Source organism: Sinomonas atrocyanea, assembly GCF_001577305.1.
Classification (GTDB): Bacteria; Actinomycetota; Actinomycetes; order Actinomycetales; family Micrococcaceae; genus Sinomonas; species Sinomonas atrocyanea.
Window position 1 is genome coordinate 748,710 of sequence record NZ_CP014518.1, and the last position, 12,123, is coordinate 760,832.

17 protein-coding genes are annotated in these 12,123 nt (G+C 72.7%); 13 read left to right on the forward strand and 4 right to left on the reverse strand.

What is annotated here, in order from left to right:
- Positions 1–45: 45 nt before the first annotated feature.
- Entirely contained in the window at positions 46–261 is a 216-nt protein-coding gene (locus SA2016_RS21265) for a hypothetical protein (protein ID WP_141305450.1), read from the reverse strand.
- 421 nt (positions 262–682) lie between these two features.
- Here SA2016_RS21265 and SA2016_RS21270 point away from each other — a divergent pair, with 421 nt between their 5' ends.
- From SA2016_RS21270 to SA2016_RS03605, 3 genes are all read left to right on the forward strand, one after another.
- Positions 683–1,435 (forward strand): flagellar hook-length control protein FliK, encoded by a 753-nt coding sequence (locus SA2016_RS21270; RefSeq protein WP_141305451.1) that lies wholly within the window; start codon positions 683–685, stop codon positions 1,433–1,435.
- A 13-nt stretch (positions 1,436–1,448) separates the two neighbouring features.
- Positions 1,449–1,886, forward strand: coding sequence for a flagellar hook assembly protein FlgD (locus SA2016_RS03600; RefSeq protein WP_066495358.1), 438 nt, complete (start codon positions 1,449–1,451; stop codon positions 1,884–1,886).
- 63 nt (positions 1,887–1,949) lie between these two features.
- On the forward strand, positions 1,950–3,125 hold the full coding sequence (locus tag SA2016_RS03605) for a flagellar hook protein FlgE (protein ID WP_066495364.1): 1,176 nt from the start codon (positions 1,950–1,952) through the stop codon (positions 3,123–3,125).
- A 21-nt stretch (positions 3,126–3,146) separates the two neighbouring features.
- On the opposite strand, the gene SA2016_RS03610 is transcribed toward SA2016_RS03605, so the two are convergent.
- Together SA2016_RS03610 and SA2016_RS03615 are read right to left on the reverse strand one after the other, a co-directional pair.
- Entirely contained in the window at positions 3,147–4,382 is a 1,236-nt protein-coding gene (locus SA2016_RS03610; protein WP_084249276.1) for a phosphatidylserine decarboxylase family protein, read from the reverse strand.
- 157 nt (positions 4,383–4,539) lie between these two features.
- Positions 4,540–5,016 carry a hypothetical protein gene (locus SA2016_RS03615; RefSeq protein WP_066495367.1) on the reverse strand — a complete coding sequence of 159 codons (477 nt, stop codon included), beginning with the start codon at positions 5,014–5,016 and terminating at the stop codon, positions 4,540–4,542.
- A gap of 490 nt (positions 5,017–5,506) precedes the next feature.
- Between SA2016_RS03615 and SA2016_RS03620 the strand changes: the two genes are divergently transcribed.
- From SA2016_RS03620 to SA2016_RS03640, 5 genes are all read left to right on the forward strand, one after another.
- Positions 5,507–5,797 (forward strand): flagellar FlbD family protein, encoded by a 291-nt coding sequence (locus SA2016_RS03620; RefSeq protein WP_066501953.1) that lies wholly within the window; start codon positions 5,507–5,509, stop codon positions 5,795–5,797.
- Between the two features lie 12 nt (positions 5,798–5,809).
- Positions 5,810–6,610, forward strand: a complete 801-nt coding sequence (locus tag SA2016_RS03625; protein WP_066495370.1) for a motility protein A — start codon at positions 5,810–5,812, stop codon at positions 6,608–6,610.
- On the forward strand, positions 6,607–7,404 hold the full coding sequence (locus SA2016_RS03630) for an OmpA/MotB family protein (RefSeq protein ID WP_066495371.1): 798 nt from the start codon (positions 6,607–6,609) through the stop codon (positions 7,402–7,404). The genes SA2016_RS03625 and SA2016_RS03630 overlap by 4 nt, the downstream gene beginning before the upstream one ends.
- A 136-nt stretch (positions 7,405–7,540) precedes the next feature.
- Entirely contained in the window at positions 7,541–8,029 is a 489-nt protein-coding gene (locus tag SA2016_RS03635) for a hypothetical protein (protein ID WP_066495373.1), read from the forward strand.
- Between the two features lie 137 nt (positions 8,030–8,166).
- Positions 8,167–8,466 carry an Rv3202a family protein gene (locus SA2016_RS03640; protein WP_066495375.1) on the forward strand — a complete coding sequence of 100 codons (300 nt, stop codon included), beginning with the start codon at positions 8,167–8,169 and terminating at the stop codon, positions 8,464–8,466.
- Between the two features lie 49 nt (positions 8,467–8,515).
- Here SA2016_RS03640 and SA2016_RS03645 read toward each other — a convergent pair whose 3' ends face one another.
- On the reverse strand, positions 8,516–8,755 hold the full coding sequence (locus SA2016_RS03645) for a CsbD family protein (RefSeq protein ID WP_066495378.1): 240 nt from the start codon (positions 8,753–8,755) through the stop codon (positions 8,516–8,518).
- Between the two features lie 104 nt (positions 8,756–8,859).
- Between SA2016_RS03645 and SA2016_RS03650 the strand changes: the two genes are divergently transcribed.
- Genes SA2016_RS03650 through fliQ form a run of 5 tightly spaced genes read left to right on the forward strand, consistent with a single transcriptional unit; the run spans position 8,860 to position 12,123 of the window.
- Positions 8,860–9,849, forward strand: coding sequence for a flagellar motor switch protein FliM (locus SA2016_RS03650; protein WP_229711010.1), 990 nt, complete (start codon positions 8,860–8,862; stop codon positions 9,847–9,849).
- On the forward strand, positions 9,846–10,532 hold the full coding sequence (fliN, locus tag SA2016_RS03655) for a flagellar motor switch protein FliN (RefSeq protein ID WP_066495383.1): 687 nt from the start codon (positions 9,846–9,848) through the stop codon (positions 10,530–10,532). The genes SA2016_RS03650 and fliN overlap by 4 nt, the downstream gene beginning before the upstream one ends.
- On the forward strand, positions 10,533–10,976 hold the full coding sequence (fliO, locus tag SA2016_RS03660; protein WP_066495391.1) for a flagellar biosynthetic protein FliO: 444 nt from the start codon (positions 10,533–10,535) through the stop codon (positions 10,974–10,976).
- Complete coding sequence (gene fliP / locus SA2016_RS03665) at positions 10,931–11,851, forward strand: flagellar type III secretion system pore protein FliP (protein WP_084249278.1); 921 nt, start codon at positions 10,931–10,933, stop codon at positions 11,849–11,851. The genes fliO and fliP overlap by 46 nt, the downstream gene beginning before the upstream one ends.
- Positions 11,848–12,123 carry a flagellar biosynthesis protein FliQ gene (fliQ, locus tag SA2016_RS03670; protein ID WP_066495394.1) on the forward strand — a complete coding sequence of 92 codons (276 nt, stop codon included), beginning with the start codon at positions 11,848–11,850 and terminating at the stop codon, positions 12,121–12,123. The genes fliP and fliQ overlap by 4 nt, the downstream gene beginning before the upstream one ends.

A 12,123-nucleotide genomic window follows, 5' to 3' on the forward strand; every position in this document is an offset into this window, starting at 1 on the left:
GCCGGCCGCGCACACTCCGGCCCCGCACTCTCCGGGCCCGCACTCTCAGGTCCGGCCGGCCGGCCCGCGGCGCTCCTCCGGGGAGCCGGGCACCGAGGCGGCCGCCGGCGGCGCTGACCCGGCCGCGCTGGCCGGGCTGGCCGGGCTCGTCCCGGCACAGGTCACGGCGTCCCCCTCGGGAGCTCCACGCACGACGCCGGCGCTCGCCGCCGCGGCGGCCTCGCCCGCCGCCGGGGTGCTGGGCGCTGGGGTGCTGGCCACTGGGGTGCCAGGCGCAGGCGCGCCCGGTAGCGGCGGTCCCGGCGCCTCCGGAACCGCGCTCGTCGCGGCGGGGCTCGCGGCGCCAGCGGTGCCAGGCGAAGCGGGGCCCGGACAGTCTTCCGGAGTGCCGGCGATGGGGGCCGACACTCCGGGACCATTCACCGCAGGCGCCCTCGGCGCCGCCGGGGTCGCCGGGGTCGCCGGGACGACGCCGGCGGGAGCCGGCTGGACAGGGGGTGCCGACGGGCAGACGCTCCCTGCCTCGGCTCTGACGCCCGGCTCCGGGAGCCCCGCCGTCAGGGCGCCTGGTTCGGCCCTGCCTGGTGCGCCTGCATCGAGTTCGACGGTCTCCGATGCGGCGGTGTCCGGTTCGGGCGCGTCCGGTCCGGCTGTGTCCGGTTCGGCGGTGTCGGGTCCGGCGGTGTCGGGCTCGGCCATCGGGGAGTCCGCCTTGGCCGGTTCGACCCCCGGTCTGCCTCTGGCCGTTCCTGCTCTGGCCGGTCCTGCTCTGGCCGGTCCTGCTCCGGCCGGTCCAGCTCTGGCGGGTCGTGCCGCGGGCGACCCCGCGGCGTCGTCCGTCGTGGCCGCCGCCGGGCTCCCCGCAGCGGTGCCCCTCCCGGCCGCCGCCGGGCTCCCCGCAGCGGTGCCCCTCCCGGCGGCGAGGCCCGACGTGGTGCTGCCCGCCGCCGTCGTGCCTCCGCCGGCAGCGCCGCCGCAGGGGTTCGCGGACCAGCTCTCCAGACCCGTGGCAACGCTCGCGCAGGCCGGCCCGGGCGAGCACCTCATGACCGTGAAGGTGACCCCGGAGAACCTCGGCCCGGTCACCGTGCAGGCGCGCATCGGCGCCGACGGGGTGCGGATCGAGCTGTTCGCCCCGACCGACGCCGGCCGCGCCGCGGTCCACTCCGTGCTCGCCGACCTGCGCCGCGATCTCGCCGGCACCGGGCTCGGCGCAAGCCTCGACCTCTCCCAGCGCGGCGCCCCGCAGCAGCCGGGCGGGCAGGGACAGGGCCAGCCCGGCAACCAGCCAGGCAGCCAGCCAGGAGGCCACGGCTCCGGGCGGGGGAGCGGCGGCACCCTCCGAGACCCGGGCGGGCCGCCGGGCCTCGCGGCGTCGCCCACCGCATCGTCCACCACAGTGCCCACGGCCGCCGGCCTGGACATCCTCGTCTGAGAGAAAGGCACGCATGAGCACCAGCCCCATCGGCTCCGTCGGAAGCCCCATCGGCACCGTCGGGAGCACGAGCCTCACCTCCTCGGCGGCCGTCCGGGCACCGAAGCAGACCATGGACTCGACCGTCTTCATGGACCTGCTCGTCACCCAGCTGAAGAACCAGGACCCGAGCTCGCCCATGGACACCAACGCGATGATCAACCAGACCACGCAGCTGTCCATGATGGAGAAGCTCACCCAGCTCGCCACGGACAGCGCCCAGGGCCTGAGCATGCAGCAGCGCGCCGCCGCGGCAGCCCTCATCGGCAAGGCCGTGACCTACCTCGCCGCGGACGGCACCTCCGCCGTCGGCACCCCCAGCAGCGTCTCCTACACCGGCTCCGCGCCCACGGTCACGATCGGCGGCGCCTCGGTCCCGCTCGATGCGATCACCGGCATCGCCACCGCCTGACCTCATATCGCTTCCCGCCCGCCCTCCCCTCACCACCCGACCGCCCGACGAAAGGCAGCCACCATGCTCCGCTCGCTCTACTCCGGCATCTCGGGCCTGCGCGCCCACCAGACCATGCTGGATGTCACCGGCAACAACATCGCCAACGTCAACACCACCGGCTTCAAGGGCTCCTCGACCCAGTTCGAGGACACGCTCTCCCAGCTCACCCAGGGCGCGAGCGGCCCGCAGCCGGCCACCGGCGGCACCAACCCCGCCCAGATCGGGCTCGGCGTGAAGGTCGCGGCCGTCACCACGAACTTCACCCAGGGCTCGGCCCAGACCACCGGCAAGGCCACGGACATGATGATCTCCGGGGACGGGTTCTTCATCACGAGCCGCGGCGGCCAGCAGCTCTACACCCGCGCGGGCTCGTTCGGCTTCGACGCCGGCGGCCGGCTCGTGGGGCCCGACGGCGGCATCCTCCAGGGCTGGACCGCGGACGCCGCGGGGGTGGTCAACACCGGCTCGCCCATCGGCGACGTCGCGCTCTCGCCGACCGCCACGATCCCCGCGGTCGCCACGAGCCAGGTCGGGGTGGACGGCAACCTGCCCTCCGACGCCGCGGCAGGCACCTCCCTCGAACGGGACATCAAGGTCTTCGACGCGACCGGCACCGCCCGGAACCTCGCGCTCACCTTCACCAAGACGGCCGGCGGGTGGAACGTCGCCGCGGCCGACGCCGACGGGGCCACCGGGGCGGGCTCCCTCGCCTTCACGGGCGGCAGGCAGACGGCGGGAGGGACGCTCGCCGTCGGCGGCATCACGGTGGACCTCGGGGCGGTGACCGGCTATGCGGGGATGACCACCGTGGCCGCCACGAGCCAGAACGGCTCCTCCGCCGGCACGCTCGAGGCGTTCACCCTCGGCTCGGACGGCTCCCTCATCGGCTCCTTCAGCAACGGCCTGAAGCAGACCGTCGGCCGGATCGCCCTGGCGAAGTTCACCAACCCCTCCGGGCTCGAGAAGGCCGGAGACTCCGCCTACACGGTCACCGCGAACTCGGGCACCGCCCAGATCGGCCAGGCCGGCGACCCGGGCTTCGGCACCCTGGCCGGGGGAGCGCTCGAGATGAGCAACGTGGACCTGTCCCAGGAGTTCACCAACCTCATCGTGGCCCAGCGCGGCTTCCAGGCCAACGCGCGCATCATCACCACCTCTGACCAGGTGCTCCAGGAGCTCGTGGACCTCAAGCGCTAAGAAGGACGCGAACCGGAGACGTCAGCGGGCAGCAGTGGCCACGTGGGAGCGGACGTGGACGGGTGCGGCGGCGGTCTGCGGGATGGCCTGCAGGGCGAAGGACTCCACGGCGCCGGGCCGGAAGAGAAGGCACTGGGTGGAGCCGCCGAACTGGAAGTATCCGAGCTCCTCGCCCTTCTCGAGGTGGTGTCCGGGGACCACCTGCTCGCCGATGACGCAGGAGGAGACCTCGATCATCCCGACGGGCACCACGGCGACGAGCCCGATCGTTGGGTTGTCTGCCTCGATGAGGATGATGGCGCGGCTGGCGACGTGGGCGAGGTAGCCCTGGGAGTTGGTCGGTTCCACCGCGTCCGCGCCTTCGGAGTCGGCCTCGGAGAAGTACGTGCCGGGCCGGACGTAGGCGCGGACCACGGTGCCCGCGACCGGGCTGTGCCAGCGGTGGTAGTTCGTGGCGCTGAGGAACGCCTGGTGGACGGTCCCGCCGACGAACTCGTCGACGGCCGGGTCGTTCGCGAGCAGGTCCTCGAGCGAGTAGGGCTGGCTCTTGACCCAGAACTCGTCCCGGCGCTGCACCCCGGTGCTGAGTTTGTACGGCGTGGATTCGCAGGCGCTGACGATCACCCGGTCGTCGTCGGGGCGGTCCACCGGCCGCTGCCCGTCGGCGAAGCGGCGGGTGAAGAAGTCGTTCCAGGACGTGAATCCCCAGTGCGGGTCGTCGGGGTCATGGGCGAACTGGCTCATGCCCACGACCCGCTGGGCCGTGTCGCTCTTCCAGCCCGTGTCCGAGTCGTTGAGCACGTACAAGGACTCCTCGCTGTCCAGGAAGGCGCACCAGGCGTTGAGGATGTCCTTGAGGCTCTCATTCACCCGCGGGTCGCGGTAGAATGCGAAGCCGGCGGGCGTGCCCATGGTCCAGTCGAGGATGCCGGCCATCGGGGTCGTGACCATCGACCCGTCGCTGAACTCCGGTGCCATGGTCAGGACGGCGTTGACCAGGGACAGCATCTGCTCGAAGCTGTGCAGGTGCCGCTGCTGGTACGGCTTCGCGGAGGGCACCTGCTCGATCATCTGCGTCGCGTACATGCGCAGGATCGGGTCCGACGTCACGAGCCGGTGGAACCGCTGAACGGCCGGATGCCACTGGGTCTCCGCCTCGGAGCCGGCCGTGCGCTCGGCATGCCCCTGAAGCCATGCCTCGAGGTCCTCCTGCCCCGGAAGCCATCCGCCTTGCTGCTTGTGGTCCTGTTCCGCCATGGTCCTCGTTCATTCCTAAGGGACTGCATCTGCGCGCGGTCCGATGAGTGCTGGACGCGCGGACGCGCGCCGGGTCTGCGAGCACCCGTGTGCTCCACCGGAGAGGGATTACCCGACGGTTGCGTCCCTGAACCGTGGCGGGATGTCTGTTCCTCGGTCAGGGCCCCGGGGCGATGGGGGCGTCCGGGCCGGGGAGGGGGACGGGTTCGCCGTGAACGATGACGATGTTGCCGGTCTTCTCGGCGTGGAGCTCGAGGAGCCCGACGGGGGCGGTCGCCTGGGCGAGGGCGGCGGCGTGGGCGACGTCGGCGGGGATATGCTCGGCGGCGACAACGACCCGGTGCGCGACGGGCAGGCGGGTGCGCTCGGCCTCCCACAGCGCGAGCGCGCGGGTGAGCTGGTCGGTGTCGGCGGCCCCGAGCTGGACCTCGACGATGAAGCGGGTCCCGTCGGCCGGGTCGAAGAGGAGGACGGCGAACTGGTCCGGGCCGGTGCGGGGGACGGTGCGTTCGAATTTGGGCATCCCGTCGGTGAGGTCGAGCAGGATCGGGCTCTCCTCGATGCGGGCGGCGAGCCAGGCGGCATCGAGGCCGAGGTCCTTCAGGGTCGGGCGGCGGGGCTGGGTCGTGCTCACGCCCGGATCCTACGCACCAGGCGCCCCGTGGCAGGGGACGCGCGCGCGAACCGGAGCCGCAGAACGGTGAACAGAGAGCACGCACCCGGCTGCTGTCGGGTTCCCCTCGGAGGGCGTGCTGGCGCGTGCGGGGCTCGGCGCCCGTGGTGCGACACACCGGGACACGCCCGTCCCGCCCTGTCGCCGGTCGGCGCCGCTCTGGTAGACACGGTGCCGAGCGTGCGACGGCCCCTGGCTCCTGCTTTGGCGGTCCGCATGCGCGCACGTGCGGGAGGCGTCCGGCTGGCGCCCGGTCCGGAGGGAGGCCATTGGCCGGCTGGGGCGCCTTCCGTACACCCCGCCCGTCCGAGTCTCCGTCCGGATGCCATCAGGTTCGGGGGAAGACAGACACCCCTTTGTCGATCAAAGCACTGGCCTTACGCCGCGGACGGGGCGGCCGATAGTGGGGGGCGAGGCCCTGAGCCTCGCCCCCGAGCAGAAGAACGGCCCCATGATCGCAGTCACCCGCCTCAACGGGTCACGCTTCGCAGTCAACCCCGACCTCATCGAGCGCGTGCAGGAGAACCCTGACACGACCCTCGTGATGGTCGGGGGCGCCACCTACGTGGTGCGGGAGAGCCTGGCCGAGATCATCGGGCTCATCGCGGACTACCGCGCCCTCGTGCTGGCCACGGCGCGCGGGCTCACGGTGGGCCAGGGGCAGCAGCTCAGCCTCGTGCGGGGGACAGAGGAGAACGATCCCGGCCCGGGGGCCACGCCCCTGCGCCCCACCCAGCGCTAGGAGAACAGCACCATGGACCCGTCACTCATCGTCGGACTCGTCCTCGCGTTCGGGTCCGTCGTCGCGATCGTGTCGATGGAGGGCGCGAGCGTCACCGCCCTCATCCTCCCCCCGCCCATGATCCTCGTCTTCGGCGCCACCCTCGCGGTGGGCCTGGCCGGCAACACCCTCAAGGACACCCTGCGCGCCTTCCGCGCCGTCCCGCGCGCAGCGATGGGCCGGCCCCCGAAGCCGCAGGAGAGCATCGACAAGATCATTGCCCTCGCCGAGAAGGCCCGCGCGGAGGGCCTCCTCGCGCTCGAGGCCGAGGCCACCGACACGAAGGACCCCTTCCTCTCCCGCGCCCTGCAGAACGTGGCCGACGGCACCGACGCCGAGGAACTGCGCATCATGATGGAGGACGAGATCGGCACGAAGTCCCGGGCCGACCACGCCGACGCCAAGTTCTTCGCCGCCCTCGGCGGCTACGCCCCCACCATGGGCATCATCGGCACGGTCGTCTCCCTCACCCACGTGCTCGAGAACCTCTCCGACCCCACCTCGCTGGGCCCCATGATCGCCAGTGCCTTCATCGCCACCCTCTGGGGCCTGCTCTCCGCCAACTTCATCTGGCTCCCCATCTCCGCCCGCATCGCCCGCCTGTCCGAGCTCGAGATCGAGCGCATGACGCTCATCATGGAGGGCATCCTCGCCGTGCAGGGCGGCGCCCAGCCCATGCTGCTCGCGGACCGCCTGCGGGCCATGGTCCCGGAGCACCACGTCAAGGACCGGGGGCGGGCGGACGCGAAGGAGAAGATGAGGGCCGCCGCGTGAGCCGACGCCGGACCCCGCGCAGGGCCCCGGAGCCCTTCCACGTCGACGAGCGCTGGGCCATCTCCTACATGGACATGATCACGGTCCTGTTCTGCCTCTTCGTGGTCCTCTACGCGATGTCCTCCGTGGACCAGAACCGCTTCGAGAAGCTCCGCAACTCCCTGGCGACCGGCTTCGGCACCACCGTCACCCAGAAGATCGATACGGCCACGGGCACCGTGGTCCCGCCCGATCAGGCCAGCAAGGACACCGAGGGGTTCTCGAGCCTCGCGCTCGCGACCAAGGAGGTGGACCGGCTCACTGCCCTGAAGGAGCAGATGGCGGCGCGCCTCGACGCGAAGGGCCTCCTCGGGGACGTGCAGTTCACGATCGACCAGCGCGGGCTCACCGTCCGGCTGGTCGGATCGCAGACGTTCTTCAGCCCGGACAGCTCGGCCCTCACCCCGCGCGCGGTGAGCGTGCTCGATGCGGTCACGCCCGTGATCGTCCCGACCCCGCTGCACGTCTCGGTCGAGGGCCACGCCGCGAACCTCATCACGGGTTACCCGTCCGTGTGGGAGCTCTCCTCCGAACGGGCCACGAAGGTGCTGCGGGTGATGGTCGAGCGGGACGGCCTGCCGGGAGCGCGTATCGGCGCCACCGGCTACGGATCCTCCCGCCCCGCGAACACGGGCACGAGCGATGCCGACTACGAGCAGAACCGCCGCGTCGACGTCGTCGTGCTCTCCGACCAGTCCGAGGAGGTCCGGGCCCTCATCCCCGAGGCGCTCAAGGCCCGGGCGGGGCAGAAGTAGGCATGCCGTCCGGGGCGCGGGGCGCCAGGGAGCCTGACGGGGGCCGAGAGCCCAGCGTCCGCCGGGCACTTCGACTCTGGCCCCGCCACGGCGCGACAGTGCACAATTTTGCCTCCACCGACGGGGAAGGTGCGCCATGAATGGGCCCAGCGAGGAACTCCGCGCCGAGGTCGAGCGGCGCATCGACTCCCTCGAACGCGAGCTTGCGGAGGCGGACCAGAGGCTTCCCGACATCAGCGAGTGGGTCCGGGAGATCGAGGAGGACGTCGTCCGGCTGCTCGCGCGGGTCCTTGCGGAATGCCGGCTCGACGTCGAGTCCGACGGGCCGCAGGCGTCCGGCGGCGAGGCCCTGGGACGGGACGGCGCGCTCGACCGCTATGCGGCCGTCCAAGCGTGGGCGGCACTCGCCTCCTACGTCGTGGCCCGGGTCTACGCTCCCCGGAGCCCGTGGCACCACGGTCTCGCGACCGCGGCCAAGGCGGCCGTCGCGGTCCTCGGCTCGATCACCACCGTGCTCGCTGGCCCGCTCGGGCCGGTGGCCGCCGCTCTGGGCGCCCAGTCCTTCACCGTCGGCACCCAGTTCCCCTCAGCGCCGCTCACCGTCAGCCTGACGTTCGCAGGCTAGATTCCCGTCATGGACAGCACTCTGCCGGATGGGCCCGCGCTGGTTTGAGGACGGCTCGGGCCGGGAACGCTCAGGGAGGTCAAGGACAGGGGGAGAGCCCGCCGGACTCTCCACGACTCACAGCAGGAGGCATCGCGATGACTGAGGAAAAGCCCGAGGCCGACGCTTTCGAGCAGGCCCTGCCCGCGGAACCCGCCGCGCAGGCCGATCCCGTCGGCACCCCGCCGGTGGAGGCCCCCGAGGCAGACTACGCAGAGCAGCATGCCCCGGCCCTCCCGACCGGCGAGACGTCGCGGCCCCGCATGGATGCCGAGGCCTCCGAGGCAGACCTGCTCGAGCAGGCCGAGGGGATCCCGGGCAGCGACGAGGACTACCCGCCCGGCGCCGAGGAAGAGGAGTACCCCTCGGCCGGCGGCGACGAGGGGATAGAGGAGTAGCGGGAGTAGACGGAGGAACGGGCCGGAGGAGCGGGCCCGGGCGGGCGGGCTAGGGGACGAGCCCGTCCCCGCCCGCCTCGCCGATGCGACGGCGGTCCGCGTCGGCCTCGTCGACGCTGTCCTTCGTGTGGGCCTTGAGGTCCGCGACCGTGTCCTTCAGGCCGCCCTTGGCCTGGTCCACCTTGCCCCTGACGACCTTCGAACGGTCGTCGGTGGCCCTGCCGACGGCTTCTTCGACCTTGCCCTTGAGCTTGTCCGCGGCCGCGTCGAACTTGTCTTCGAGTCCCATGGCTGATCCTCCCAACGGTGTGGATGAGGACGACGCTACTCCCGGGAGCGCGGAACCGGCCAGAGCCCCTTACCGCGGGTCCCCGGCTGCCGATAGTCCGGGGCGTGACTGCGCAGGACCTCGGCATGCCCCAAGCCAGAATCGCCGAGCCGTACGACTTCCGGCGCCCCACCACTCTCGCGCGCGAGCACAGCCGCATCCTCGAGGCGGCCTTCGACTCGTTCGCCCGCCAATGGGGCACCCAGCTGACCGCGAAGGTCCGCACCAAGTCCACGGTCACCACGGAGTCCCTGCTCGTGCAGACCTACGACGAGTACGTGGCTTCCCTGGTGCCCGTGACCACCATGGTCCGCTGCGTCCTCGGGGAGCACCCGGCCAAGATGGTCGTCCAGTTCCCCACCCCCGCAGCGCTCGGCTGGGTGGCCCGCATGCTCGGCGGCCACGTGGACAAGGCCGGCCTCGAGCGCAAGTTCACCCCCCTCGAGCACGCGCTCGTGAAGAACCTCGTGGACGAGGCCCTCGACGTCCTGGCCTACTCGCTCGGCCCGCTGCTGCCCGCGACGGCCCGGGTCGAGTCCATCCAGCACAACTCCCAGTTCGCCCAGGCCGCCGCGACCGCGGACCTCATGGTCGTGGTCGCGTTCACCGTCCGGGTGGGGGAGTCCGCCACCGCCGTGACGGTCGCGATCCCCGCCGATGCGCTGCTGCCGCAGCTGGGCGCCGTGAATCCGGTGGCCAGCGCTGAGGACGCCCCCCAGCTTGTGCGCCACCAGCTCGCCGAGGTCCCCGTCGAGGTCGCCGTCCGGCTCGCTGAGGCGACCATCACCACCGAGCAGGTCCTCGCCCTCGCCGTCGGCGACACCATCCCGCTGCCGCACCACGAGCGCGAGCCGTTCCACGTGAGCGTGGGCGGCCGGGACCTCGCCCAGGCGATGGTGGTCCGCAGCGGGTCCCGCGCCGCGGCCCGCATCGTCGCGCTCACGGCACCCCCGCCCGGCGCCGCGTCCCAGGGCCCGCCGGCCCCGCACCCAGCTGACCCGCACCCTGCTGACCCCCGCCCCGCCGTCGTCCCCGTCAAGGAGCACCGCCCGTGAGCACCCCGGCCCGCACCGCCTCCGCCGCCGAGCAGCTCGCGGCCACCCTCCCCGTCCCCGGCCTGCGCGTCTCCGGCCAGCTCACCGGCTCGCCCGCCCCGATGGCGGCGGCCGTGGTCTCGGCCTCGCTCATCGGGCCGGCCGCCGCCGAGCTCGTGCTCGCCCTCGCGGACACCGGCTTCGTCGCCGAGGCCGGCGGCGGCCCGGCCGCGCGCACGACGGCGGTGCTGCGGCCCGCGCTCGAACGCGCCGCCGCGGCACTCGGGGACGGCGTCCTGTCCGAGCTGGTCGAGGGAGACCCCGCAGGGCTCCTCTCCGGCGCCCCCGACGGTGTCGCGGTCTTCGAGATCTCCGACGGCGCCGCCCCGTTCGGCTGGTTCGCGGTCCGGCTCACGGAGCCGGCCGGGCAGGGCGAGGACCCGGGGACCTTCGCCGACAGGCTCGGCCGCATCCAGGACGTCGAGATGGCGCTCACCGTGGAGATCGGCCGGACCCGGATGAGCATCCGCGAGGCCCTCGCCATGGAGCCGGGGAAGATCATCGAACTCGACCGCTCGGCCGGGGCCCCCGTGGACGTGCTCCTCAACGGGCGCCGGATCGCGCTCGGCGAGATCGTGGTCGTCGACCAGGACTACGCCGTGCGCATCTCGCGGATCCTCGACACGGCCGACGCCCAGCGCTGAATGGACTCGCTCATGCTGGGCCTGCGGGTCCTCGTCTCGCTCGGCGCCGTGCTGGGGGTCATGTGGCTCCTGTACCGGCGCCTGCGCCGCGGCCCCGCGGCGGCGAAGGGCCGGCCCCTGAGCCTGGTCTCCCGGCAGAGCGTGGGGCCGAAGGCCTCCGTGGTGCTCGTGGACACGGACGGGAAGCGGTTCATGCTCGGCGTCACCGAGCACGGCATCAGCGTCCTGCACACCGCCGAGGCCCCCGCGCCGGAGCCCGCCGAGGCCGAGGCCCCCACGGCGGCGACGCGCCGGGCGGCCCGCCACGGGGCGTCGTTCGACGCGGAGCTGGCGGCCCAGCAGGGACGCCTCGCCGGGCAGCCGGCGCCGCTGGCAGGTTCCCTCCTCGACCCCGGCACATGGCGGCTCGCGGCCGCCGCGCTGCGCGGCGGGCGGCGGCAGTGACCCTCGCCGCGGACGCGCGGGGGGTGCGGGTGCCCGCCTGGGCCGCCCGCGCGCTCGTGCTCCTCGTCCTCGCGGCCCTCGCCGCGATCGTGCTCCAGCTCGCCGCCGCGGCGGCAGGCCACGCCGCCGGGCTGCCGCTCGAGCCCACAGGACCCGCCGGCCCCGGCGACCCCACCGCACCCGCCACGCCCGGCGGAAGCGGCGGCCTGACGCTGCAGATCAACACCCCGGACAACGCGCCGTCCTCCGCGGTCGTGACCCTCATCGGCATCACGCTGCTCTCGGTCGCGCCCGCGCTGTTGCTCATGATGTCCTCGTTCACCAAGATCTTCGTGGTCCTGGCGATGACCCGGAACGCGCTCGGGCTCACCTCGGTGCCGCCCAACCAGGTCCTCGCGGGGCTGGCCCTGTTCCTGTCGCTGTTCATCATGTGGCCGGTGGTCAGCGACATCAACAACCTCGCCGTGCAGCCCTACCTGGGCGGCCACCTCGACTTCGGCCACGCGTTCTCGGCGGCCAGCGGGCCGCTGTCCAAGTTCATGGCCGCCCACACGCGCCAGGAGGACATTGCGCTCATGACCCGGGCCGCCGGGCTCGAGAACCCCGCCAGCCCCGCGGCGACGCCGCTGCAGACGCTCATCCCGGCGTTCATGATCTCCGAGCTGCGCTCGGCCTTCATCATCGGGTTCGTCATCTTCATCCCGTTCCTCATCATCGACCTCGTGGTCTCCGCCGCGCTCATGTCGATGGGCATGATGATGCTCCCGCCCGTGATGATCTCGCTGCCGTTCAAGATCCTGCTGTTCATCCTCGTCGACGGCTGGGGGCTCATCATCACCTCGCTCATCCAGAGCTACCACGGCGGCAGCCCATGAACACCTCCGCCGTCCTCGACATCCTCCTCCAGGGCCTCATCGCCGCCGCGAAGCTCTCCGCGCCCGTCCTCGTCACCGCCCTGGTCGTGGGGCTCGCGATCTCCCTCGTGCAGTCGATCACCCAGCTGCAGGAGGCCACGCTCTCCTTCGTGCCCAAGGCCGTCGCGGTCGCCGTGGCCCTCGTGGTCTGCGGGCACTGGATGATCTCCGAGATGGTCTCCTTCACCAACGACCTCTTCGCCCGCCTGCCCTCCCTCCTCGGATCGGCGTGA